This window comes from Vibrio qingdaonensis, assembly GCF_026191675.1.
Lineage (GTDB): Bacteria > Pseudomonadota > Gammaproteobacteria > Enterobacterales > Vibrionaceae > Vibrio > Vibrio qingdaonensis.
Genome location: NZ_JAKRRY010000004.1, coordinates 62,583 through 86,839, shown reverse-complemented (window position 1 = coordinate 86,839; position 24,257 = coordinate 62,583). Strand labels below are relative to the sequence as shown.

17 protein-coding genes and 2 pseudogenes are annotated in these 24,257 nt (G+C 43.7%); 5 read left to right on the top strand and 14 right to left on the bottom strand.

Translation table 11 applies throughout. The annotated features are described in order from the left end of the window. Positions 1–147: 147 nt before the first annotated feature. The 5 genes from MD535_RS05280 to MD535_RS05260 form a co-directional block, all read right to left on the bottom strand. Positions 148–2,238 carry a hypothetical protein gene (locus MD535_RS05280; protein ID WP_265673882.1) on the bottom strand — a complete coding sequence of 697 codons (2,091 nt, stop codon included), beginning with the start codon at positions 2,236–2,238 and terminating at the stop codon, positions 148–150. A 286-nt stretch (positions 2,239–2,524) separates the two neighbouring features. Continuing rightward, positions 2,525–3,508 carry an FHA domain-containing protein gene (locus MD535_RS05275; protein ID WP_265673881.1) on the bottom strand — a complete coding sequence of 328 codons (984 nt, stop codon included), beginning with the start codon at positions 3,506–3,508 and terminating at the stop codon, positions 2,525–2,527. A 175-nt stretch (positions 3,509–3,683) separates the two neighbouring features. Then, on the bottom strand, positions 3,684–4,397 hold the full coding sequence (locus tag MD535_RS05270) for a hypothetical protein (RefSeq protein ID WP_265673880.1): 714 nt from the start codon (positions 4,395–4,397) through the stop codon (positions 3,684–3,686). Next, positions 4,394–5,848, bottom strand: a complete 1,455-nt coding sequence (locus tag MD535_RS05265) for a hypothetical protein (protein WP_265673879.1) — start codon at positions 5,846–5,848, stop codon at positions 4,394–4,396. Before MD535_RS05265 ends, MD535_RS05270 begins: the two co-directional genes overlap by 4 nt. Before the next feature lie 24 nt (positions 5,849–5,872). Continuing rightward, complete coding sequence (locus MD535_RS05260) at positions 5,873–9,901, bottom strand: TOMM system kinase/cyclase fusion protein (protein ID WP_265673878.1); 4,029 nt, start codon at positions 9,899–9,901, stop codon at positions 5,873–5,875. Between the two features lie 239 nt (positions 9,902–10,140). On the opposite strand from MD535_RS05260, the pseudogene MD535_RS05255 reads away from it, so the two are divergent. The 3 genes and pseudogenes from MD535_RS05255 to MD535_RS05245 form a co-directional block, all read left to right on the top strand. Continuing rightward, positions 10,141–10,278: pseudogene (locus tag MD535_RS05255) on the top strand (mannitol dehydrogenase family protein); the annotation flags it as partial. Continuing rightward, a pseudogene (locus MD535_RS05250) lies at positions 10,279–10,557 on the top strand (bifunctional 4-hydroxy-2-oxoglutarate aldolase/2-dehydro-3-deoxy-phosphogluconate aldolase); the annotation flags it as partial. A 306-nt stretch (positions 10,558–10,863) separates the two neighbouring features. Then, positions 10,864–11,112 carry a DUF3297 family protein gene (locus MD535_RS05245; protein WP_250618544.1) on the top strand — a complete coding sequence of 83 codons (249 nt, stop codon included), beginning with the start codon at positions 10,864–10,866 and terminating at the stop codon, positions 11,110–11,112. 66 nt (positions 11,113–11,178) lie between these two features. On the opposite strand, the gene MD535_RS05240 is transcribed toward MD535_RS05245, so the two are convergent. Both MD535_RS05240 and MD535_RS05235 read right to left on the bottom strand, forming a co-directional pair. Next, a complete protein-coding gene (locus tag MD535_RS05240; protein ID WP_265673877.1) occupies positions 11,179–12,228 on the bottom strand; it encodes a tetratricopeptide repeat protein in 1,050 nt (349 codons plus the stop codon). Positions 12,229–12,240: 12 nt separating this feature from the next. Then, positions 12,241–13,587: an anaerobic sulfatase maturase gene (locus MD535_RS05235; protein ID WP_265673876.1), complete on the bottom strand. Its 1,347-nt coding sequence runs from the start codon at positions 13,585–13,587 to the stop codon at positions 12,241–12,243. Between the two features lie 198 nt (positions 13,588–13,785). On the opposite strand from MD535_RS05235, the gene MD535_RS05230 reads away from it, so the two are divergent. Then, positions 13,786–14,511, top strand: a complete 726-nt coding sequence (locus MD535_RS05230) for a formylglycine-generating enzyme family protein (protein WP_390902896.1) — start codon at positions 13,786–13,788, stop codon at positions 14,509–14,511. 139 nt (positions 14,512–14,650) lie between these two features. Here the strand turns inward: MD535_RS05230 and MD535_RS05225 are convergent, their stop codons facing one another. The 7 genes from MD535_RS05225 to MD535_RS05195 all read right to left on the bottom strand — a co-directional run bounded on the left by MD535_RS05225 (position 14,651) and on the right by MD535_RS05195 (position 22,253). Continuing rightward, positions 14,651–15,571, bottom strand: a complete 921-nt coding sequence (locus tag MD535_RS05225; RefSeq protein WP_265673874.1) for a LysR family transcriptional regulator — start codon at positions 15,569–15,571, stop codon at positions 14,651–14,653. Between the two features lie 98 nt (positions 15,572–15,669). After that, the gene (locus tag MD535_RS05220) at positions 15,670–16,962 is read right to left on the bottom strand and encodes a BatD family protein (protein WP_265673873.1); all 1,293 of its coding nucleotides are present in this window, start codon (positions 16,960–16,962) and stop codon (positions 15,670–15,672) included. Next, complete coding sequence (locus MD535_RS05215; RefSeq protein ID WP_265673872.1) at positions 16,959–18,683, bottom strand: vWA domain-containing protein; 1,725 nt, start codon at positions 18,681–18,683, stop codon at positions 16,959–16,961. The genes MD535_RS05220 and MD535_RS05215 overlap by 4 nt, the downstream gene beginning before the upstream one ends. After that, positions 18,680–19,780, bottom strand: a complete 1,101-nt coding sequence (locus MD535_RS05210) for a vWA domain-containing protein (protein ID WP_265673871.1) — start codon at positions 19,778–19,780, stop codon at positions 18,680–18,682. Before MD535_RS05210 ends, MD535_RS05215 begins: the two co-directional genes overlap by 4 nt. Then, a complete protein-coding gene (locus MD535_RS05205) occupies positions 19,767–20,288 on the bottom strand; it encodes a DUF4381 domain-containing protein (protein WP_265673870.1) in 522 nt (173 codons plus the stop codon). Before MD535_RS05205 ends, MD535_RS05210 begins: the two co-directional genes overlap by 14 nt. Further along, on the bottom strand, positions 20,278–21,252 hold the full coding sequence (locus MD535_RS05200; RefSeq protein ID WP_265673869.1) for a DUF58 domain-containing protein: 975 nt from the start codon (positions 21,250–21,252) through the stop codon (positions 20,278–20,280). Before MD535_RS05200 ends, MD535_RS05205 begins: the two co-directional genes overlap by 11 nt. A 14-nt stretch (positions 21,253–21,266) precedes the next feature. Then, on the bottom strand, positions 21,267–22,253 hold the full coding sequence (locus MD535_RS05195) for an AAA family ATPase (RefSeq protein ID WP_265673868.1): 987 nt from the start codon (positions 22,251–22,253) through the stop codon (positions 21,267–21,269). Positions 22,254–22,591: 338 nt separating this feature from the next. Here MD535_RS05195 and MD535_RS05190 point away from each other — a divergent pair, with 338 nt between their 5' ends. Continuing rightward, positions 22,592–24,157, top strand: coding sequence for an arylsulfatase (locus tag MD535_RS05190; protein WP_265673867.1), 1,566 nt, complete (start codon positions 22,592–22,594; stop codon positions 24,155–24,157). Positions 24,158–24,257: the final 100 nt, after the last annotated feature.

Below are 24,257 nucleotides of genomic sequence, written 5' to 3'. Positions count from 1 at the left end.
AGCGATTTATTATTACGGTTTATTACAGCAAGCAAGGGATGAAGAGAAAGATTGCAGCTATGTGGTCAACAACCATATTGCAATTTACAATGACAAGGGACGCCTCCCTTGCCATCAAGTCATTTACCAATCAATTCTGCTGAATTATTACCCACAATCGTCCATGCAGAGTGGTTGAGCATTAAGAAAGCCCCAAACAAAGTCTGTTTGTAGCACTTCTAAAGATTGGTTACCGTTGTCTTGGTAATACCATTTTTGATTGGGGATCCCATCATGCGACTGTTGATAGCCAAATTCACTGAATGTTGGTTCAAATACACCTAGGTGGAAGAAATTTGCTTTATCTCGCTCGCCCGTTTTCGTTGCTTCAATGAGTGCAACACCCGCCCTTGCATGACAACCAATACAACTTGAGTTAGACATAAACCCAGCCTCTGTGATCGAGTTCCCTAAATGAGTGGGTCGACCTTGGTTATCCGTGAAGTTCACCTGAGAGCCCTTCAAGCGATAGTTTTTCCAAGCAAAGTTCGATTTACTCGGAAGCACACTGACAGCTTGCGGTTTGCTTTGTGTTGCTATACCAAAATGCGACAATAACACCGTGAGTTGCTCTGTTGGCTTCCCTTCTGGGTACTGGAGATCGCGAGCGAATACCACGGAACTTTGAGCTAGATTGTCGCTTTTCTGCCATGGCGAAATATAGTTAGTGGATTCTCCAGTAACAGGCCTTGTTGCCCTATACCCAAAGCTATCATTACAACCCGTAAAGTCGCAGCGCCCGGGGTTATTTTTATGCTCAAACGTCGTCCAGACCCAGCGGGGAATATCTTTCGAAGAGACATGAAAAGCCATTAACAGGTGATTATCCGTAATATGGCAATTTTTACCATTTTTCAACGTGACCGGTGTCTTGTGTATCTGTCTGATATATTGATCTGATGCCGCAAAGTCAACCATTTGCTCTGGATATTTTGCGCGCATCGCGCCGATCAATTTTTCACTTAACCAGTTACTTTTAATCATTATTGATTGAGGAGGAAGGTCAACCGTTGCTAGTTTGCTTGAAGCAGAATTCACCGCTGACTGATTACCAAGATGATAAGGTGCATTGTTAACTTGATTAGCATCGTTTCGGCTATACACCGCTAACACACCATCACTATTGTATAAATTGTTGCGATATAGGTACTCGTGAAACTCCTGATTTCTGATGGTCACTTCTGCATTAGTTTGGCGAAGTACACGACCAATGCTCTCAGGGTCGTTCGGTAGAATGGTATCGATCTCTGCAGAAGTACATTCATTGGCTAAATAGGTCGCAATTTGGTCTTGTCTCTCCTTGATTACCGGGTTACCCACTTTGATCAAACTCTCAAAGTTTTCGACGAATGACTGTACATTGCTGCTATTAGCACTTTTTGCATTGGTGGCATGCTTGGCTTTTTCAATAAGTGCCTGTTGCTCCTCCCCTGGAAAATAAGGGCAGTTTTTAAGGTAAGCACTGTCTTGATTAACCACCTGATTAGGGTTACAGCAATCCGCTGAATTTTCTGAACTACATAACGGTAACGGATTTTCGGGCCAATTTTGGGTCTCATCTGCCCATTTCACCCAAAACTCATCATCAATCACTTTAGTAAATAAGTACCACGAAAATAAATCTGGACAGGTCATCGCCGGATTAGTCACCCCGTCTCCAAAACTCAATCTTCCATTATCGACAGAAAGCTGGCAAAACTCCGCATCGCGAATATCAGCGTCAAAGTACATCCCATAATCAATATTATTGGGCATGATCTGAACGAGACCATTCTTGCCGCCTTTTGCATTGGCAAACGCTCCCTTTCCATAATACGTACCGCTCTCTACCGAACCAGTCGCGACGTTTGTCTCAATGACATTGTCACTAAGCGCATTTTCGAAGGTGAGCCTAAAATATCTTGAGCCACTAGGGCACTCGCCCTCACAAGCATCAAGATAGTTTGCATTGCATGAAATTCGGTCTTTATAGCTTGCAAAAGTAAAGTCGGCACCATTGAACAAAGGGCCACTCACTGTGACGTTCACTGCTTCACATTGGCCTGATTCTGAAGAAAAAACAAACGACCCCTTTGCCTTTCCACCATCATCAAAGATGACATTCCCCAGTGTCCATATGTTCGACTCGATACTGCTCGCCACGACAGGTCCAAGTGCCAGCGATGCCACTAAACCAATTAATATCCGTATTGTTTTCATCCTAGTCTCCTACTCTTTAACCAGTACCTGATTGCATAACCAGTACAACGTCAGCAATCAAATGGCCTCTGTGCTTTATCCAGTGCAAACATTCTGTCCACCCAAGGATAATCGCCACGGACAAAGAGTAGAGCGAAAAAACGCAAGATGTTATTACGGCTTATTACAGCAGGATCTGTCGAGAAGCATAGCTAGCCATTTCACCTAAACGATGAAGGGCCAGCCTGTTCACTTTCATAAATATCGGAACACTCAAACGATAAGGAAGACAGCAATGAAGTCATCACTATATGGATGTTGAATCTAATTCTAGCGCTTGCCCTTTGAACACTTTAAAATTGGTCGCTGCCAATCTCACTCGACCACGTTTTCGCTCAATAAGCAGTGGCTCACAAATCCCAGCAGATAACAGCTTGTCTGAAATCTGCTTCCTCGCCCTGTGAATTTGAATATTGACATGAGATTCAGACAAACCAATATCTTTGGTTAACTGCTCTATACTACGCCAGCCTTGTAGATCGGCAGGCAATGAATTAAGTCGATCTTGCCCTTTGTATCTCGCCAGCAACGCTGTTAAGTAGTGATGAGTGCGTGTATCGCAATCAATATCACCATTGCGATTCTTTAATGTGAGTTCCGTCAACTCTTCATCTTGGCTAATGTTGAAGACATAACATAAGTCAGCGTCGACATTTTCGTTAATCGCGACGGTTTCATTAACCGTTTGATCAACCCCTTTCATCAACTGCCACATTGAGTGAGAAAACTCCAACATCTCTCCATCTTCAATTTTATGAACCGAGGATTCCGATAAGTTTTCGCAGTACCACTGCTTCTCACTGACGTCATAGTAAATGATCAATTCAGGTGAGGTTTCAGACGGTAAAAAGTGATATTGCTGTAATAAAATGGGCTTATAAGTTTTACTGTCATCGGGCTCAGAGGAAGACATCGGCACTAAAGCATCACAAGGTTTATCTAGGTTTTCGACCACGAAGGTAATGTCTCGACGATTTGCAAAACTGATCGTATCGTGGAGTGATAAAGGCTGCAATGAATTGGCAGTAATAGGTTGATTATTTAGCCAAATTCCATTTTTACTGATATCTCGAATATACCAACCTGCGTCTATCCACTCAATAATGCCATGAATGCGTGAAATTTCCGGACTGTCAATGACGGTATCGACTGCCGAGGTCAAACGCCCAAACTGATGGAATGCTTTCAGGTAAACCTGATAATTTGTCGACTGTGATATTAAAAATGCCATAGCTCCCCTCACAAAATAGTCATTGCCAAGCCCGTTTAATAAGACTCTATATCGGTGATAATAGCGTTGGGGCAATAGAAGTCTATTACACCAGTATTACAAACTAAAACATGCCACTAAAGACCCACGCTATACGGTTATGCCGTTCATTCGACAGCGACCATCTTATCTGCAATTACCATGTAACGTGATGCATTGTTTGCCCCACGAAATTCACCAAGGCTGATTTATCTTCGTTCTTATTGATAATTAGTTGTGACAACTTCATAGAAATTTCATTGTCTAAGCGTTCAAAACCCTTACCGACATCAACTTCACGTAGACGTTCTGCTAATTGCTCTGGGTTTTCCGTTTTATTGATGACTTCTCTTAGCTCTTCGTTACTCGCCACCTTAAGCATTAACAAAGTCACACTCTTAGACTGCCCCGTACTTGGTAGCTTCTCACCATCATCATACTTAATATCATCCAAGTCACATAGCTCATCTAAAATGGAAAAAGCACATCTATACGCCGCTTTTCCTATCGTCAAAGAGATCTGCTGAGTCGATGTAGTGCGGCTAGCACTCTCTTTCACTAAATTTCTGGCATACTCATCACTCATAATAGCGTGAGAGACACTCAGATCGCTTTTACTTAGATCATTACCTGCACATTTTAGTAGTAATGCACTTAACACTGGTGTGTTATCGAATTCAAGAATGGCACTGGGTATATAAAATATATTCTGTAATATAACTTGTAAGTTTTTACTTTCATCAAGATACTGGTATATGCTCGATGTTTGGTCTTGAAGCTGACTGCTGGTTATTATCGATGTCAGCAATTTCAAGCAACAAAATTGATCTCTAATTACAAATGCTTCAGTTAAGTCTGTTTTTACGTTCATTTTATTTTCCTTATTGTAAGTAGGTTAAAGTCAACCCAGCCTTCCTTTCTTCTTGTATTGTCGTTCAAAAACATCATTTCATTTCTTAACTCTCCCTCCTGTGTTTTATTGCCTTGCGTATGACACTGGGAACACCCAGACAAAGGCGTATATGGTTCTAATACATTATTTGCTAAAAATGGTTGATCATCTGAATCTGTCCTTTTATTTTTAGCTGTTGACATTAATACTCCCCCCTCTGACCATTGAACTCCCACAGGGGTATAATTTTTCCAGACTGTATTCAATATCGGACTTTCTGGATCCACTGGGAAATCATCTGAAAACTCTCCATAGTCATTCGACAGTATAACGCTTGGCTTTATATTTGGATTATTAACTACACAAGATGTTTTATCGGCTACTTTATAGTTAGACAGCTTAGCCTTTTCACCATAAAAACACTGATTTTCGATTTCCTCCTTAGACATCTCTTTACTGAAAAATAACCACCTGCTGTCTAAATACGATCCATCATCAAACTCAGTAGTTGTAGGCGAATTGTGTTTGTACTCGTAGGTAGACCATGTCCACAAATTTCCTTTATACGCATTTGCAAGGTTACTGGGAATATCTCGACTAACTATATGTAGCCCAACCAAGCCCACTAACTCTAACTCACATGTCTCGGTTTCATCATTTACGACAAAAGAAACCGTTCGATGTAAGTCTGTATTGTCCTCTTGTAGAATTTTCCATGCAGCTTTTACGAATATAGCGCCTCGCTCACTGTCGTTCACGCCATTAAACGTACCAGATTTAAACTTGACTCCACCTAATTTTATTTCATCCTCATATTCTAACAAGCTGTTATATGCGACATTATTAAAGTACACCTGAAATTTGAGTTTATTCTTTTGTTCATCATACACACGATGGCCTGAGGCTGTCTTATCCATAGTGAGCACTTGAACTTTGGGTCCAACGGGCACCGACTTGTGTTTCACTAAAAATTCAGACAATCTACTGTTACCCTTTTCATCGCCTGCAACTAGCTTTTTACACGACTGAGGAATGCTCGATCTTGAAGAAAACCATGTCATGTCCTCTTTATCATCAAGTACATAAAAGTCATTCAGCGTCATCCATGACTGCCACACTGGATACGTGTCATATGTTGTATCAAATTTCGTTTTTAAGTCAGGAAGCCCAACATGACGTGCCGACACTGGCCAACTTAAAGAGTTAAACTGTTGGACTGTTAGCCCTTTTACGTCTAAATCTGTAATCCTATTTCCAACGACAGCAGGAAAACACGCTTGAACATTGGTATAACCCCGTTTTATGTAGTTATCACAGGCGATAGGAAGCTGCTCTATAGCATTCAACTTTGCCTCGTCGATGCGTTGTTCTTCACCTACAACTGGTATCGATAACGTTAAACTTAGAACCGCTATAATTCCTTTAAACATAATTCCCTAATCCAATGATATTGATTACCTAACTACTAACGACTTATTCAACAGCATATTGTCAATAAACCCAGTAGCTTCCTGATTGAGTGCACAATGATGAGACCTATTAAAATATTCGGACTTTTGTTTATTTCCGTTCTGGTACTCACTCATCAGCAGATAACTTCCTGCTAAATAAAACTTGTCATCGTGTTCTTCTGCAAGCGTGATTGAACGCTTCAGTATTTCAATAGCTTCCGTTAAATTTCCAGACAAATACACACCTTCGGATAGCAACGTTAATAAAAATGAGGTGTGTCCAACACCACCAGTATTAACGTACTTTTCATAACCTGACCTAATGAGCTCTACACCATCACAATTATTGCCAACTTTACATTCAACCCACCCTAACATTACTTCAGAATGGGCAATCCAAACCTCATGGTTATACTCTACCGCCAAATCAAAACATATTTTTGCATATTTCTTTGCGTTATCGATATCTTTTTTAAAGACAAACAAAAACGCACAATAATTGTATACATGTGTTTTATCTGTTGGTAAGTCAGACTGTTCACAAAGTTTGATAGCTGTATTTAAGCATCGTTCACACTGTTTTTCATCGCCAAGGAACCAATAGTTGATTGCTTGAATAATATATAAAGACACACCAGGATCGAACGAATATATTGACAATTTTTCATGGTGTTTTTCATAACAAAACAGATCAATTACTTCATCTTGTGTTTTAACCGATGTTAAAAATCGTCCTTGTGCAAACTCAACAGCACCTTTTAGTTGTGCAGCCGCAATGAAAAGGTGCTCTAACCTTGAACTTTGAGCAATCTCATATAGCGCTTCAATCTCCTTTAAGGCTTCCCTATGCCGTGCTTTAACTACCAGCATCATTGCAGAGCTCCACTGTATAAGGAAAAGTTGCTCTGCTTTTTCATTTATTACCGTGATTGAATACTCCCGGCACAGAGCCATTGCTCTTACGATTTGAGGAGTAATACTTTCATGAGCATAGCCAAGGGTGGCAGAGTATGAGATAGAAATCGCACTTCTGGTGTCGATTTCTATCTCAGCAAGGCTCGCGGTTTGTTCTATTCCCTCGATAAGAGATAACGACTTCTCATAGCCAATAATGGCGGTATCATGTAAACCCACCTTCTTATTTTGATCACCAAACAACTTCCATAACGCAAGACTTTTCTCTGTCCTTCCTGCTAATTCATAATGGTTTGCCATTAAACGAATATCTGCTCCCATGCTTACCTCTAACGCTTCGGCTACCGATAAATGGGCTGCTTTTCTCCGGTCTTTATGAGTACTTTCATAGGCGGCATCCATAACTAAGGCATGCTTGAAAATATAACTATTTCCATTCATTTTACGCTGCAAAATCACCAAATCGGCGTCAACCAGTTCTTTCAGATCCAATTGCACCTGAGCTTCGTCTTTATCAGAAGCCTTAACCAGTAATCGATAATCAAAGTCACGTCCAATACAGGCCGCAAGTTGCGCGGTATCTTTCGAAAATGATAAGGAATCTAGTCGCTGCTGCAGCAAAGCTCGCAACGTAACAGGCACCTGACTCTTCATATCACTATTCACAAAATCAATGACACCATTAACTTTGTGAACCAATCTCTGCTTCTGTAGACTTGCAATCAATTCTTCGATAAATAAAGGGACGCCGTCACCTCGTTCAACCAATAATGTCAATAGCGTTTCTGACAACGGTTGTTTATCAAAAAGATCATTAATAAACACCCTTGACTGATGCACACTTAGTTTGTCAAGTTGCACTAGTGTTTTGGGTATATTCACTAAGGATTTAGGTAATGAGTTTCTAGACGTGGTCAACCATAAATGACGCTGTTGTACAAACCCTTCGGATTGCACGAAATGTTGGATGAACTCCCTACTTGTTGGATCACTCCAATGTAGGTCTTCAAAAACAAAAAGATATTGCTCCACCATCTTTTGGTTTCGCGTTTCACTGCTACAAAATAAGCAACTAATCACCTCAAATAGCCGTGTTTTCTGTAACTCCGGTGATAATTCCGTTAGAGAATCAGAATCTGAAATGGGTAACCCAAGCCACGCAGACAAAACAATTAGCCCTTGCTTACCTTGAACTCCGTTCAACGGCGTCTGATCAACGGCCTGCTTGAGGCGCAAAGTACTCTGCAATTCAGTGAGCCCTAAGAGCGACAATTTATGCTTAAGCATAGACAGTATCGGATATAGAGCATTGTTCTTGTGCTCAGGGAGACACTGCCCAACAAGGTGTCTTCTGTTTTGCAAACTGTCTCTAAATTCGATCACCAAGCGAGACTTCCCTATTCCCGCCTCTCCGTGAATATGAATTAGTGGACTAGCCGAATGACTCTCTTCCGATTGATATGCCACTATTTGTGAAAGTTGCATAAGTTCACAGTCTCTTCCAACAAACGACCGGTGTTTACGGCTTCCTCTTAAAAACCCAAACGCCTCCGATTGCCGTTCTCCACATAGCAGATAGCAAGTATTCGTATCCTGATCGCTAACTCTTCTACTTTGTTCATTTAAAACAAGTCCATCAAATTCAACATAGCTATCGAGTATTGCATGCACATTTTCCGTACAAACTATTTGCCCGTTTTGAGCTTGCCGGCTTAATTCCATCGCTCTATTGGCTATTCTTCCTTCTGGCACGCAATTAGGGAGTGCGGCTATTAAACCGATATCAATACCCATTTTCACTTGACTAACAATTGAATGCTGCCATTTTAATAGTGCATTTTTATTAGCTACATTGCTTGCTATTTCAAGTGCAGCACGACTACATAAACGGCTATCGTTATCTGTAACTTGAGGGTAGCCGAAATAAAATAGCAAGGTGTCCCCTAAAGATCCTATATGACATGCACCATAGCGCACCGCAATATCAATGCACTGCTGCATTTGATCTCGATGGAGCATATCTACAACATCTTGAGCAATCCGTGGCGCATATGAATCTGCCACGCTATCTGAACTAATAATGAGTGCCAGCACTGCAATTTGTTTACGTTCACTTAAATGCGAAAATGATATTTTACCATCCGTTATGACGGTTTCATCATGGCACGAAAAAGGAAGGGAGCTTTCATTACTGTCGTTAACACATAACGGTGAGCGTTCCAAAACGCCTACTAAGTTACTAAAGGTTAGCTGGTTAAATTCATGATACAACTTAGCCGTGTCACTAGGTCTCTGTAGCGGTCTTTTATTTAAAACCCGCCTAAAAAAGTTCGCCGAACTATGACCGGCGAGAACTCCCAAAGGGACATTAGCTTGGCTAAGCTGCTGATGAAAAATTGAAGCTAAGCTCGTTCCTGTGAATGTCGGTACTCCGGTCAAGCATTCTAAAAATACCAACCCCCAGACATAGATATCCGTTTGCGGTAAGGGCGGCTCTCCCCTTAGCTGCTCCGGTGCACTGTATGTCGGAGTACCTAGTGTTTCTTGAGTGAGCGTAATACTTTTATAATCAAGCTGTCTTGCTTCGTTTTTTAGAGTGCCGATACCAAAATCTAAGACCTTTACATGTGTTTTTGCCCCAACTTGATACAGCATAATGTTGGCAGGTTTAATATCACGGTGAATCACACCTTTCTGGTGAGCGTGCGCTAATGCATCCAACACACACGACATAATTTCCGCAGCCAAACACGCATTGAGCGCGCCATGAGTTTGCAAATGCTGTTGTAGTGTTTCGCCCTCAATATACTCATAAACGGCGTAAATTAAGTAATCACCTTGCTGACCTTTGTCGATAAGCGTGACGATATTAGGGTGATTCAGTCGAGAAATTAACTCTGACTCTCGGTGGAAACGTGAAATATAACGATCTTTTTTGCTAACGCTAAAGTCATCGCTGAGAATCAAAAATTTTATCGCAACATACTTCCCTGTACTATGTTGTTGCGCCTTATAAACTTGGCCAAAGCCTCCCTCGCCAATCTTCTCTACAAGTTGATATTCCGTAGAGTGAAAACACGTTTCAACAGAACTCTTTGTCCTTTGCAAATTACCCACACTGTTCCTTAGCATTTGATAAATTGACAGAAACCGAAGTATAGGCAATGTATTGCCTATCTGCTGTAAATGTGGGAGTTTTTATTGACATTATGCATAACGTTACGACATACGACACAAATTGCGTATTGATAAACTACACTTTTACAATAAATTGTGATGTATTTTCGTAAAAATCAGCAAAACAACATTCGATTTAAAATACATTCCTATGCAGAAACGTAATGAAGTAAACCAATATCAATAAGAACATTAGGTGTGTATTTGAAGGAAAGAAAAAGCGGATGCTAAACGGCAGTCATTCCTTCCTTGCCTACTTCGGCTACCTAGGCGGCTACGCGCATATTTCAGACACAATGACGGACCAAGGTTACCGCCAAGCGGCGCTAGAGATGGGGATAACCACCTTAAAATACTTCCCAGCAGAAGCATCTGGTGGCATCAATATGCTTAAATCTTTATTGGCCCCCTATGGTGAAATAGACATTATGCCGACTGGCGGTATTAACACCAAAAATATCACTGATTACTTAGCGCTTCCACGAGTGTTAGCCTGTGGCGGTACATGGATGGTAGACAAAACCCTAATTGAACAAGGGCAATGGGATGAGCTGGCACGATTGACACGAGAAGCGGTAGAGTTGGTTGATTCATAATCACCCCACCTCTCACCTTCCCCGTATTCGCACCGCTGGAATACCGCCAATACGGGGCTTCGCTCACCATCATCAGTGGAACAGACTATCTTCCAACTCTATTGGAATCGCATTACACCCGACCTTTGTTCCGAAGGTGAGTAAATAACACGCTATTTTTGCTTAGTCTTGAAACAAAGCCTAAACCGCTTTTCCCCTATCGCCTCAAAGAGACGACGTTTACGCCATTTCTTTCCATCTCGATGGTGATATTTATCGAATTTTTGTCTACAATGACGCACTTTTTATTTATGTCAGGTCATGAACATGAACGACTCTAAGTCACAACCAGCTTTACCCGATCGCCTTGCAGGCAACCCTCGTAGCCCGCACCACGTAGCAGAAATTTTTGAGTATAGTATTGGTATCCGCCTAAATGGCAAAGAGCGTTTCGACGTAGAAGAATACTGCATCAGTGAAGGTTGGGTTAAAATTCCTTCACCTAAAGCGCTTGATCGTTGGGGCCAACCAATGCTTATCACGCTAAAAGGCACGGTTGAAGCGTTTTACAAATAAAACGAATTCACCAAACGAAAAAACCTCCGAAAGGAGGTTTTTTTATTATGCGGTATTACTTATCCATTAAGAATCCAAGTCTTTCTGTTGCTTTGCTCTTAAGTCTTCCAGCACATAAGGTGGGGCTATTTTACCAAGCTCATCTAAACATGAATTTGCATGCTCATTTCCATAGCGCACATAAATGTCACAAACAGCGTATAATTGCTCCGGGGCACCAGAAATTAAATACGCTTTTTCAAACGACTTTGTTGATTTATCAATGTCATACTCTTCTTGCAGCACACCATTTAAATACCAGTAGTAGCTATTGTCTTTTGCTAACGTTGCAGCCGTTTCAATCTCATTGGCCGCGTTCTTCTTTTCATCCATACGAACCAAAGTTAACGATTTAGCATAGTGGAGAGACGCCACATCTTCATTAATGCTTATTGCGGTATCGAGCGTTTCAATCGCCAATTTATCTTGATTTTGCGCGCGATAATTATCAGCAATATTTAACCACACTTGCGGGTTATCATCATTTTCGATGAGCAACGTCTGATAGTGTTTGTCGGCCAGTGCCCACTCTTGGCTCCAGCGTAATACATCGGCTAGCAGCAACTGGGAATCAAAATCGTCTTTGTTGGCTAAATAGTCCTTAAGTTCTGCAATAGGTATTTGCAATTGTTGCTGCTGCTCTGGCGTAACATTGGCGTAATCGCGCACTAAGCTGGCGGTAGCCGTCACTCGCACCACCTCATTTTTGTCTGTCAGTAATGGGGCAACAATACGCCAGCGATGTTCTAGCTGATAAGGCTCAGCACCAATTATGGCCGCTTCTCGCACCACGTAAGAGGGATCTTTGAGTCCTCGCGCCACGGCCACCAGCGCATTTTGACTAGGGTAATTCGCTAACTCTCTGAGTGCCTTGGCACGTACTTGTTCCGGTTCGTTGATATTCTGAGCGGTATAAGAGAGTTGGCTCAGTTGCTGCTCAAGTGTGGTTGTTACGGTTTGTTCATCGGGCGTGGTAACCGGTCGTTCATTATGGTTTGTCCCAGATGGCGCAATGTTGGCGGCGATAACGGATGCGGATGCAAGCGTCAGAAAAGCACAGGCTAACGATTTTTTCATTTGAGTTGGTTCCTAAAATTTGCTGCTAAATGACGCTGTCACGGTGGTCTTTTTCGCGGACATCTCGACTTGGTGTTGGCGCAGTGCTTCATCACTAAACTTGCCGTGGGCAACAGGGTGACCCGTCGCTCTTAAGATATAAGCTAATGCCTTATCGGCATGCGCAAAAAATTTATGCCAACCGGCGCATAAATAGTTAAGCCCCGGCTCGCCTGCTTTAGTTCTAATAAAGCGGTTCTTAGGACATTCGCCATGACAGGCAAATTTATAATCACAACTCTGACACTGGCTAGTTAATGTGCGTGACTTAGCAAAGCCAAAATTTTGCTGAGCTGGGCTGTACGCCATCTCATCCAATTTTTGATGGTGAATATTGCCGATTTTGTATTCTGGGTAGACATAGTGATCACAACTATACACATCACCATTGGGTTCCATTGCCAACCCTTTGCCACACAATTCATTGAGCGTACAGAGTGGATTAGGACGCCCTGTCCACGTTTCAACGCTCGCTTCAAAATACTGAACGAACACTTTACCGATGTCTTTTTGAATCCATTCATCAAATACCGCGATAAGAAAGTTGCCCCATGCTTGATCAGATACGCACCAAGGTTCTACGACGGAATCTTTATGGCCCGGGATCAAACGTTTATCGCCTTGCTTTAGCTGGTCCGACGCCGCCCATGTTTGTGGCGCAGTAGTTCGGAATGTTTTCTGCTCAACAATAGGGATAAATTGCATTTGAGGGGACTTAACAACATCGCGCAAGAATCGATAGACCTCTAGAGGGTTTTGACTCGTCAGATTATTCACGCAAGTTAATGTGGCAAACTTGACGTTATGTTTATGCAGTAACTCAACCGCATTCATTACTTGGCGAAACGTACCTCGACCCGCTTTGTTGGTACGGTAAGTATTATGAAGGAGTTCGGGACCATCAATACTCAACCCGACTAAAAACTGGTGCTCAGACAAAAACTCACACCACTCATCATTAAGGAGCGTACCATTCGTTTGTAAGTCATTTGAGATCACAATGCCAGCAGGGCGATACTTCGCCTGTAGCGCTACGATTTTTTGAAAATACTCCAACCCGAGCATGGTCGGCTCCCCACCCTGCCAAGAAAAAATAATCTCAGGTGTATTTTGTCCTTCAATGTACTGACGAATGTAAGTTTCTAATGTCTCGTCATCCATTCTAGGAGAGCATCCTTTTTTGTATTCCAGCAAGTCCTGTTTGCTTAAGTAATAACAGTAAGTACAGTCGATATTGCATGCCGCACCAATCGGCTTGGCCATGGCATGTAACCTTTTCGACGCTTTACCGTTAAATTGAGGGCCTTGAGTGATATGCATACTGAGAACACCTGAAATGAGTTGGACTGTCCCATCATAATTCTCATTCACTGTCTTTGCTCGTTATACCCTTTATAACCAATTGGAATGACCAAAATCGGTAATCTAGCCTTCCACACAAGACCAGAGATCCTTGTCATGCCATCATTAAAAAGTAAAACCTATATTGGGTGTTGTACCCTCTCATTAGCCCTTGTCATGACAGGATGCACGACACAACCTAACCACCCTATTGCCAAACTCATCAATGATGACCTTGTCTTGGTTGAAGGCGGGAGTTTCGTGATGGGTTCAGATGGAGATACCGCTTCAAAAGCTGAGCAACCCTCTCGAGAAGTGACCGTTGACAGTTTCTATATTTCTAAATTTGAAGTCACTCAATCTCTATTTGAGTCCGTGATGGGTTCATCCATGAGCTACTTCTCCGGCGCGGACATTCCAGTCAACAATTTAAGTTGGCAACAAGCGAATTACTTCATTGAACGCCTCAATGAGTTAACTGGTGAATCCTATCGATTACCTACCGAAGCCGAATGGGAGTTTGCAGCCAGAGGGGGCAACAAGAGTAAGGGCTATACTTATAGCGGCTCAAACAACATCGACGATGTCGCATGGTATGCGAGTAATTCAAACAACCAAGCGCATCCAGTAGGCTTAAAAGCGCCAAATGAACTGGGTTTATTTGATATGACAGGCAATGTCGGTGAGTTCGTTATTGATGCGTTCGATGACACTTACTATCGTTATGGCCCTACAGACAACCCTAACAATGCTCATGATAGCAGCATCAAACTCGCCCATAAGTCGTTACGTGGTGGCAGCTTCTCATACGCAGAACATGACTCTGAAAACTATCGCCGTGATTTTGCCAGCCAATCCATTATCATGTCAGATATTGGGCTAAGACTTGCTAAAGACAAGTAATCATGCCGTTCAATAAACATAAAGCCACTGACAGTACGCTGCTCATATGATCGTAAGACAATACCGAAGGTAAGATACCGCAAAAATAGGACAACGGATCGTCCTTTCACTCTCCGGCTATGAGCTCACTCTCCAGCCATTAACTCATCGCTCTTTGTTGAACCCAATGCTTTGCCGCTTGCTTAAACTTATTCCGCAACCAGCGATGACCACTTTCATTGGTTCGGCTTGGATGCCAAATCATAGATAAGCCAAGGTACGGTAAATCAAAAGGTAAAGGGATGGCTTTTACCTTATATTTATCTGCAAAGTCAGCAATGGTCGTCCCCGGTAAAATCCCGATGTAATCCGTCCCCGAGATCACAGGCAACATCTCTACCGCGCCAGCCGCCCGATACACCACCCTTCTTTGCTGAAGATCACTAAAATCTTCAACCTCTAGTAGGCTTCGTCTTGTGTGCCAACGCGATACCACAACATGTTCTTCCTGTAAAAAATCCACCATTTCTATCGAGTCATTGATTCTGGGATGAGTCTGGCTACACACTACGAACAAGTCTTCGTCATACAACACTTCATGCTTTAAAGATGTTCGCCCTTTAGGGGTCATATCGATAATTAAATCATAGCGTTGTAAACGAAGATCGGATTCATAATCTTCGGTAAACAAAGGGTGTACTTCTAGAAAAATATCCGGTGCTGATGCGGAAATGAGTTTGACCACAATAGGAATAAGATTGAAATTTGTCGGCGATACGCACGCGATTGAAAATATCCGCTTCGATTTCTTTGGATTAAAGTCGCGAGAAGCCGAAAGTGTGGACGTGTAGTTTTTTAATGCCGCTGATAACGCGGGATAAATATCGCTAGAAAATGGGGTCGGCTCCACACCCGATGCATTTCGGTGAAACAGTGGATCATCATAAATATCACGCAACTTGGCCAACGCCTTACTCACCGCAGGCTGGCTGATATCCATACGGTTGGCCGCTTTTGATAGATTTTTTTCTTCATAAATCGCCACGAAAATAGGGATAAGATTCAATTCTGTGTTTTTCATAAGTATCCATCGCAACCCCACTGAAATTTGAGGTTGCTGTTAACGTCGACATTGTCTGCAATTCAACATCACAGACACTATTGAAACAGTTGGCAAATTTACTCTTTTGGCAAATTCAATGCAGGAGGAAGGATCCGATTTTTTAGTACCGTAAACCGCGTACTGCACTTTGTACGCGGTTTCAGCGCATCCTCACTGTGCTTTTGACTGACTTTACGCCACACCTGCATCAACAAACTGGTGCTTTCCTTACCCGTTTGCCACTGCCTTGCTTGCTCTTGCCAATGCTCATTATTTGAAACCGTAGATAAAGCAACTTTCCCTTGAGACATTTTCAGCTTTCGATAGGTCAGTAAACGTAATCGCGAAAAGTTTTTGTTTTTCAATGCGAATAGTAAATTAAAACCCTCTGAGAAACCTTGCTGTTGAACACGTCTGTAAAGCAAAACGCTACCAGCAATAAGCATGAACAGTAAAACCGCCATGCCAGCAAGCCAGCGCTGATATTGAGCAACAAATGACGATAATGTATGACGAACCGAAATCGTTTTACCTTCTAAGGTCACTGTTTCCAGTGTTTTTTTGCTGCTGTTCCACCAGACAACATCGATATCTGGGAGTGTAAAGTTGCCTCCTTTTTGCAACACATAAGTATGCTGTTCAGTTCGCTGCGCTTTATACGCCCCCCGTTCATGGCTATCACTTAGGCGAGGCGGTTGACGATAAACTTGATAAGCATGCGTTGCATCTGTGGGTATTAAGCTAGGAATAAGAATAGAAAGGGTATCGTCAGCGTTAAGTGTTACCGTGCGGGTAATTGAGTCTCCGGCCTTGAGCTCATCATTCGACGTCTCCCATTGCTGTGTTAGCGTCATATCACTCGCCGAAAGCCATGACTGCTGCTCTGACAATTTTCCTGTCGGCATTCTAACCTCAAATGTCATTGGCTGCGTATATAGCGTCCGAGAGGCCGAGCGTACATTTTGCGTCGATACTTGCGTTTGGATGGCGATAGGAGGAATAACAAATGTCCCAGAGGTTTGTGGATATAACGTCACCTCCCACCGCTGCTTTGACCACGTGATGCCATTCTTACGCTCTGTTGAATTAATGGCCATTGGGTTACGTTGCTTGGCAATAAGATTAGGCACATCTATACGACTGATACGTGTGCCCCCGGTAAACCAACGGGGGGTAGCGACTTCAATCGACAAAATTATTTGCTCATTGACTGTAAATTCTAGAGGCTTGTCGGCATTTTCCTGTCCTAACCAGGCCGACATTTTAACGGTTCGAATCTTCGAGCTGTCCTTCTCATTGGCAAAGGCTGAATGAGACAACATCGCTACTATCGCAAGCAACACTAAAACGAATTTATATTTAAGGTTCACTTGCTGCCTCCCAACGCCATTTGATCGCGATATTGAAGTTGAAATTTGGCACGTAAAAATTGTTTTGGATCTGCCTCTACCCGTTTTAACCACTTATCCGCCAGCGCCTCGCTACCCAGGATTTCATTGGCATTTAATGTCTCTTTTTTCATCAATATACCCGAGGCCATTTCTTCCGCACCATCTGCCGTTTGTGGGTTATCCCCTAATTCAATAGACTCTTCCATGCTTTCTGTTGTGTTGGTTTGACTCTCGCTCACTCGATTGATTTCGTCGATAATGCTTTCCATGACGGTCAAATTCTGTGTGGCATTGCTTCGTAAATTGTCATCAATAGTTTTGGACTCTACGACCGTACGGAGCATGTTTCTGGCCGCTAGATACTCTCGCTGACGAGCAAGGGCAATGGCGGCATAATAATCGCCTCGTTCACTGTCCATTTTAACAAACTCCGTGTGCGCCAATCGATATTCCATCGCGTAATAGTAAGCGACACCTTTATATTGGGGTTTGGTATAATGCTGAGCGGCTTCTAGATAGCGCTGCTGGTCGAATAAACGCTGGCCTTGTTGATCTTGAGTAAACCAAAGATCCATCCACCATTGATACCCTTTATCCATTAGCGTTCGCGTTTGCATTACTTCGTTGCCGTTTGTCTCAAGGCTAGATGTCTCAATGCTAGATTCAGCGCTCTCCTGCAGTAATGAATCTTGGTTGGCAAACGCCGTCGTAGGCGTGAGCGTGGGCACAACCAACACGATAAGTAGACACCATTGAACTAACCAACCTTTTCTAAACCAAAGCAGCATCAGTAACGCAATGGGAACCAATAAGCCATACCCCATGTCTTTCCATGGCATGGTCGACTCTCCATTGATTTCCATATGCGTATCAATATCACGAGACAACGCCTGAATATCACTGCTATCAATACTAGTCTGAAAAAGGCGGCCATTGGCGGCATTAGCCAATTGCTTCAATGCCACTATATCTAACGGACTATTAGTGACAATGTCACGGTTCCCCATCGCAAGCACCAATAGTTGGGTAGAAGATGACGCAAATTCAGATTCAAAAGCCTTGACCGTTGCTGGGGTCGCACCATCGGTAATGAGTAGCACCGTGCTACCAGGCTGGCCGTCGAGTTGCTGTTTAATGATCGGTAAGCTGTTCTCCGCCGCTTTCCCCGCCACTGGCATTATTTGTGGGTCTATCGCCGCAAGAAACGGCGCAAAAACGCGGTTATCCTGCGTCGTGGGCATCGCTAAATGCGCCGAGCCGGAATAAACCACAAGCCCCGTTCGACCGCCATGTCGTGTCTCTAGCAAATCGTGTATTTTATGCTTCGCGCGCTCTAAACGATTTGGCGCAACATCGGTTTGCAGCATACTTTCGCTAACATCAAGCACAATCATTAAGGACGCTTTATCTTCACCAAAGGGCGAGGCCTGACGTTGCCACGTCGGTCCAGAAGCGACGACAATAAGTAGAGTGGTACCGAGTATCAGCATTTTTAGCGGCAGTTGGTTATTCCATCCTTGTGATTCGATAGTCAATGCTTGCCGGAGATGTGACGGTAAAAATCGGCTATCTTCAGAATTCGCTTCTTGTTTCCACCGCACATAGAACACCACTGCCATCGGGATAAATGCCAATAGCCATAATGGTCGTATAAAATGAAACTGTGTAATAACCTGTTCTAACCATTGCGTGTCTATCATAACGTGTCTCCCGCTTTCTTATCTTCAGCGCTTCTTGGCTGAACGGGGAAAAATCGCCGGGTCACACTTGCTACAGTAAATGCCACCAACACTAAACCAATCACAATGGACACAAGATAGTGATGGATACTTTGCTTTGGTCTGAAACTGGTACTCTCATATAGCCTTGGCTCGAGTTCAGAGATTACCTGGTATGCTGCCGTTAACGAATCACGATCGAGCGCCTCAAAAGACTCGCCTCCTGTTTCACTCGCAACACGGCGAATGGTCTCCATGTCCAACGCTTGTTCTCCAACGGTTCTCGGATCGCCCATTGCAATCATATGGATACGCACGCCTTTTACAGCGGCCACTTTGGCGGCATCAATCGGTTCAACAAAGCTTCCCGTATCATTGCCATCTGTCAAAACAATCGCCACTTTTTCTCGCTCAGACTCATTACTGCTGTCTTCTTGCTGATTTTCAAACACCTTAATTGCTAGACCTATGGCATCGCCTAGACGAGTACTTGGCCCCGCCATTGCTACACTGGTTTGCCCTAGAAGCTCTCGCCACGCTTGATGATCGGCGGTAAAAGGGGCTTGTACAAAAGCTGCATCACCAAACAAAATCATCCCTAAACGGTCGCCCTTTCGTCCATCGGCAAACTCGTTCAAAACGTCTTTGGCCGCATCTAAACGCGACACTTTCTTGCCTTGGCGTGAAATAAAATCTTCTTCAGCCATCGACCCAGATAAATCGAGTACCACCATGACATCACGCCCAATGCTTTCTCGATATTGCGGCGGCCCAAGTAAGGTCGGCTTTGTTAACGCTAGAACCACTAATATCCACGCGACCAAAAGCACAGCGCGTTGCCACCAGCGCGCTTTAAGTTGGTGGGCACCTTGCCGTGGCGGCTCCCCTAAAGCATCGACAAGCAATTGAAAAAACGGCACTTTGGTTGCTTTTTTCTTGGTTCTATAGGCAGGAATAAGATGATAAATAACCAAGGGTAACGGCAGTAATAATAGCCATAATGGATGGACTAACTCTACACTGCTCCATTGGAATTGACTGATATCAAGACCGGTAATGCCTATGCTAGCAAGTAACATGCGCGTCTCCAGAATCGTGATGAAGAATCCACTGCTTTAACTCACTCACCAAGGTTTGTTTTTGTTCATGGGTTAACGCTGATTTTGGATTAACGATACTCTCCATCCACTGCATGCCTAAATGCTCATCAACATGACAACGATCGTTAGGCACCCAAACCGGGTTACTTGGATTCATACGGTCTAACGTAGTAAGAAAATCCACGCCATACAACGCTGCAGCCTCTTTGTCTCGGTAACGTAATACTGCTTTCATCACCAAAAATATTTGATACTCAGCTTCGGGTTCAAGCACGTTAACTTGCTGTATCGCTTGCAATGCTTCGCCACGATAACGATTTTTCCACCAATGCATCACTAATTTAGCGATAACCACCAGCAATATAGCGACAAACACCACTGCGACAATCTTCCAGCCTAATGTTTGAGGAAACCAGCTAATCGGTTCAGGTATATCGACATCTACCATCTCTCGAAGTATGTAAGTACTTGGCGGTTTATGATCCATCTTTGCAGCCTCCCACCGTTTTCTTGAATTGGGCGATGTGCTGTCCAGATGTATCCAACTCGACTAACGGAATATGATAACGATGCATCAGCTTGGAAAGTTGCTCTCGCTTGGACTCAATACGGTCTTGTAGCTGACGATTGACGACTTGTAGCATCGCCTCATTCTGGATACTAATTTGTTGGGATCCATTACCCATCACCCAACCTTGCGTGGACGCATGAGTCGGCAATTGCTGCTCAAACTGATCAGACACCATAATGGCTAATACGTCATTGTGCTGTTGTAGGCGTTGTAAATGGCTAATGTTTTGAGTACTCGCATCACTCCAATCGCTGATCAATATCAGCGTTGTCGATTTAAGCTTTAAGCGCAGTAGTAACTGAACAATATCGTCAAATTGCGTCCCTGCGGCATCGACACTCGCGGCATCAAGCGCTTGGTTGGCGTGGGCAATGCGCTTTAATTGTGCCAACAGATCATTTTGGGTTCGTTTCGACTTGCTCCATGTCAAACGCTGGCTATCAGCGAGCAAAAAGCCAACTCTATCGCTGTCTTTTAATACCCGCCAAGCACACAATGCGGCAATTTCCGCCGCAACGACCGATTTCATCACTTGCACAGAGGAGAAAAACATCGCACTACGTTGATCAACAACAATCACCACATCTCGATCTTTCTCTTCGGTATAGGTGCGAACATGCGGCTTGCCTGTTCGCATCGTCACCTTCCAATCTAAGTTTCTAATATCATCACCAAGTTGGTAATGGCGCAGTTCTTCAAAATTGAGTCCGCGACCTCTAAACAGAGATTGATGTCGCCCGGACAAAGCACTGCCCGCTTTAAGGTTGGGGAGTAAATGAAAAGATTGAGATTGAGACTGCAAACGAACCAATTGCGCATAATCGCAATAAATTCGCGCGTCGCGACTTACCGAACTAGGAGGCGTGGTTGGGCTTATCATATTAATGACACCCTCTATCCGATTTCAACGCTATCAAGTAACGTGTCCACTACAGCTTGGTGACTCACACCATCAGCTAAAGCGTCATAAGACAAACTAAAGCGATGCCCCAAAACCATGAAAGCCATTGCCCGTACATCATCTGGCAAGACATAATCTCGCCCTTCTAACCACGCATTGGCACGGGCACACTTATCTAACGCGATGGATGCTCGCGGGCTTGCCCCCACGGCAATCCATTCGCTCAGTTTACTGTCTGGATAACGTTCTGGTTTACGTGTTGCCATCACAAGCGCCACAATGTACTTTTCAACCAAATCTGATACCGCAATCGTAGGCAATTCACTGCGTGCTTGAAGAATTAATTGAGGGTCAATCGGCGGTAAAGGTGACGCATGGTCGGCTTGGCGATCAACCTTCTTCTCCTCACTTCGAACTAAACGAATAATGGCAAGTTCGGCATCATCTTCTGGATAATCCACGTTCACTTTCATGATGAAGCGATCCATTTGCGCTTCAGGCAAAGGATACGTTCCCTCTTGTTCGACTGGGTTTTGAGTGGCGAGAACCATAAACAATTCTGGCAATGCGTGTGTTTGGTCACCAACCGTTACCGTGGATTCAGCCATTGCTTCTAGTAACGCAGCTTGCACTTTAGCGGGGGCTCTATTGATTTCATCCGCCAATACAATGTCATTGAATATCGGACCTTGCTGAAACGTAAGCTGTGGTTTGCCTTCTAGCTCTTGATATACCTCCGTACCCGTAACATCGGATGGAAGTAAATCTGGGGTGAACTGAATTCGTCCAAATCGACTATTAAGCGCACTCGCCAGTGCTTTAACTGAACGCGTTTTCGCAGTCCCCGGTAAACCTTCTAATAAAATGTGTCCGTTGGTGAGTAATCCAAGCACCAGTGCTTTTACAACATGCTGTTGTCCCACCACATCTTGCTCAATACGGGTAATGAGTTCGCTAATTTTTTGCTGTGCTTGGTTCATGTGTCATCTCATAAAGTTAGGTACTTTGCGTGTATTGAACGTTCAGAAAAAACGGCTCACGCAAGAAATCAAACGGTTATCAGTTATTACGACGATCAGCCAGTGATTAAAACCACCAGGTAGCGTGCCAACACTCAGAGATGGCATCTTAGTGACATCGTCATAAGAGATAATTAGATAGTAGTCTAGGTTCGATAGTACTCAAGCAGCTCATAACCTTTGGTTATAGTCAGTATAAAGCGACGCATAGGCGTAATAGGATTAGTTTAGTTGTCAGTAGGACGTTTCACAGAAATAACGTCCCAACGTCCAATCACAAAATAACAATTGGAGTCCCTATGACGACCCGTTTAAACAAAGCTGCTGTTGGAGTCAGCTTACTGGCTGCTTCTGGTGCCGCAGTCGCTGCTGAACAACCGAATATTCTTGCCATTTGGGGTGATGATATTGGTATCTACAACATCAGTGCCTACAACAATGGCATGATGGGATATCAAACGCCAAACATCGATCGCATTGCCAACGAAGGTGCATTGTTCACCGACCATTATGGACAGCAATCCTGTACTGCTGGTCGAGCTGCATTTCTAACGGGTCAGGAACCATTCCGTACCGGTCTCCTCACCATCGGTATGCCCGGCTCTGATCACGGCATCCCTGATTGGGCACCGACCATTGCAGACTTACTGAAAGAGCAAGGCTATATGACCGCGCAATTTGGTAAGAACCACATGGGCGACCAAGACAAACACTTACCGACCAACCACGGCTTCGACGAATTCTTTGGTAACCTTTATCACCTTAATGCGGAAGAAGAGCCAGAAACATACTATTACCCGAAAGATGCTGAGTTCCGCAAAAACTACGGCCCCCGTGGCGTCATTAAATCGTCTGCCGATGGCAAGATTGAAGATACAGGTCCGATGACGCGTAAGCGTATGGAAAATGCCGACGAGGAATTCTTAGAAGAGTCGTTAGCGTTCATGGAAAAAGCGGTCAAGGCAGACAAACCATTCTTCATCTGGCACAACACCACACGTATGCACGTTTGGACACGTCTACAAGAAAAATACCAAGGTAAATCTGGTATCAGTATCTACGCCGATGGCATGTTAGAGCACGACGATCACGTTGGTATCCTACTGGATAAACTTGACGATCTAGGCATCGCGGATAACACCATTGTTATCTATTCAACCGATAACGGCGCAGAAACCGTCTCTTGGCCAGATGGCGGTGCGACGCCGTTCCACGGTGAAAAAGGCACGACATTTGAAGGCGGCATGCGTGTACCGCAACTTGTTCGTTGGCCTGGTGTGATTGAACCGGGTTCAAAAATTAACGACATCATGGCGCACCAAGACTGGATCCCAACCCTTCTAGCCGCAGCTGGTGATGACAACGTCGTTGAAAAACTCGCTTCAGACAAAGGGGCAAGCTACAACAATAAGAACTGGCGCGTGCACTTAGACGGCTATAACTTCTTACCTTACTTTGAAGGAAAAGAAGAAAAAGGCCCTCGTGACTCGCTACTGTACTTCTCTGCGAATGCTGAATTAAACGCAGTTCGTTGGAACGACTTTAAAATCTCATTTGCGTTACTAGAAGGTAACATCACAGATGCGGTTCGTTTCCAAACAAACTGGCCTCAAATCGTTCACTTACGTGCCGACCCATTTGAAAAAGCACCGCACGAATCAGGCATGTACCTTCGCTGGATGGCGGACAACATGTGGTTGTTTGTACCAGTAGGCGGAAAAGTTCAAGAGTTCATTGCAACCTTGCCTGAATACCCAATGCAACAAAGCCAAGTACTTAACCCTGGTAACTTCAACCAGAATACTTACATGCTTCAAGGCAAGCTAAAGCAACTTGAGCAAGCTAGCCAACAAGTAATGAAATAGCCCTATGTTATTTCGTTGACCTTAATCCTAAGCCGCTAATTGTATTAGCGGCTTTTTAGCGAGAACCATAGTGAAAAAGAACCCTCGCAGTGGTTCTTCA

Bases quoted from the DNA above. Each gene is read 5' to 3' on its own strand.
- MD535_RS05270 (WP_265673880.1), bottom strand. From the start codon at position 4,397: ATGAACGTAAAAACAGACTTAACTGAAGCATTTGTAATTAGAGATCAA.
- MD535_RS05245 (WP_250618544.1), top strand. From the start codon at position 10,864: ATGAACGACTCTAAGTCACAACCAGCTTTACCCGATCGCCTTGCAGGC.
- MD535_RS05275 (WP_265673881.1), bottom strand. From the start codon at position 3,508: ATGGCATTTTTAATATCACAGTCGACAAATTATCAGGTTTACCTGAAA.
- MD535_RS05265 (WP_265673879.1), bottom strand. From the start codon at position 5,848: ATGTTTAAAGGAATTATAGCGGTTCTAAGTTTAACGTTATCGATACCA.
- MD535_RS05235 (WP_265673876.1), bottom strand. From the start codon at position 13,587: ATGCATATCACTCAAGGCCCTCAATTTAACGGTAAAGCGTCGAAAAGG.
- MD535_RS05200 (WP_265673869.1), bottom strand. From the start codon at position 21,252: ATGATAAGCCCAACCACGCCTCCTAGTTCGGTAAGTCGCGACGCGCGA.
- MD535_RS05195 (WP_265673868.1), bottom strand. From the start codon at position 22,253: ATGAACCAAGCACAGCAAAAAATTAGCGAACTCATTACCCGTATTGAG.
- MD535_RS05240 (WP_265673877.1), bottom strand. From the start codon at position 12,228: ATGAAAAAATCGTTAGCCTGTGCTTTTCTGACGCTTGCATCCGCATCC.
- MD535_RS05230 (WP_390902896.1), top strand. From the start codon at position 13,786: ATGACAGGATGCACGACACAACCTAACCACCCTATTGCCAAACTCATC.
- MD535_RS05190 (WP_265673867.1), top strand. From the start codon at position 22,592: ATGACGACCCGTTTAAACAAAGCTGCTGTTGGAGTCAGCTTACTGGCT.
- MD535_RS05215 (WP_265673872.1), bottom strand. From the start codon at position 18,683: ATGATAGACACGCAATGGTTAGAACAGGTTATTACACAGTTTCATTTT.
- MD535_RS05280 (WP_265673882.1), bottom strand. From the start codon at position 2,238: ATGAAAACAATACGGATATTAATTGGTTTAGTGGCATCGCTGGCACTT.
- MD535_RS05210 (WP_265673871.1), bottom strand. From the start codon at position 19,780: ATGTTACTTGCTAGCATAGGCATTACCGGTCTTGATATCAGTCAATTC.
- MD535_RS05225 (WP_265673874.1), bottom strand. From the start codon at position 15,571: ATGAAAAACACAGAATTGAATCTTATCCCTATTTTCGTGGCGATTTAT.
- MD535_RS05205 (WP_265673870.1), bottom strand. From the start codon at position 20,288: ATGGATCATAAACCGCCAAGTACTTACATACTTCGAGAGATGGTAGAT.